Source organism: Streptomyces murinus (assembly GCF_002154555.1).
GTDB classification, from domain to species: domain Bacteria; phylum Actinomycetota; class Actinomycetes; order Streptomycetales; family Streptomycetaceae; genus Streptomyces; species Streptomyces murinus.
Map to the genome: position 1 here is coordinate 1 of NZ_MUNF01001047.1, position 649 is coordinate 649.

1 protein-coding gene is annotated in these 649 nt (G+C 73.3%); it reads left to right on the forward strand.

What is annotated here, in order from left to right:
* A partial coding sequence (locus CCN72_RS37560) for an SDR family NAD(P)-dependent oxidoreductase (RefSeq protein WP_107430321.1) occupies positions 1 to 600 on the forward strand: 600 nt, incomplete at its 5' end.
* Positions 601 to 649 lie beyond the last annotated feature (49 nt).

The window sequence follows — 649 nt, forward strand, 5'->3', positions numbered from 1 at the left end:
GGGAGGGCGGTGGCCGTGCCGGGGGATGTGCGCAGTCCCGCGGACGTGGAGGCCGCTGTCACCCGGGCGGTCGAGGAGTTCGGAGGGCTGGACGCCGCCTTCAACAACGCCGGTTCGGGGACGTTCGGTGCCGCCCTTCACGAACTCGACGAGGACGCCTACGACATGGTGATGGATGTCAACGTGCGGGGCGTCTGGAACTGCATGCGCCGGCAGATCCCTGTCATGTTGGGACAGAGCGGCGGTGGCACGATCGTCAACACCTCCAGCGTCGCCGGGCATTCGGCGACGGGCGCCACGGCCCCCTACATCGCGGCCAAGCACGCGGTCCTCGGCCTCACCCGGGCCGCCGCGGCTGAATACGGGGCCGCCGGGATCCGGGTGAACGCGCTGATGGTGGGCGCCACCCGCACGGCTCAGCTGGAGCCGTACCTGGCCGGCGCACCCGAGGTGGAGCGGGAGTTGACCAGGCGCGCGGTGCAGAAGCGGCTGGCGGACCCGGACGAGGTGGCGCAGGCCGCGCTCTGGCTGTGCAGTGACCGGGCGTCCTTCGTCACCGGTGGGGCGATCGCCGTGGACGGAGGGTGGAGCGCGGTGTGAGCGGTGGCGGGCGGGACGCCGGTGCGGCGCGGCCCGGGTGGGCCGCCTG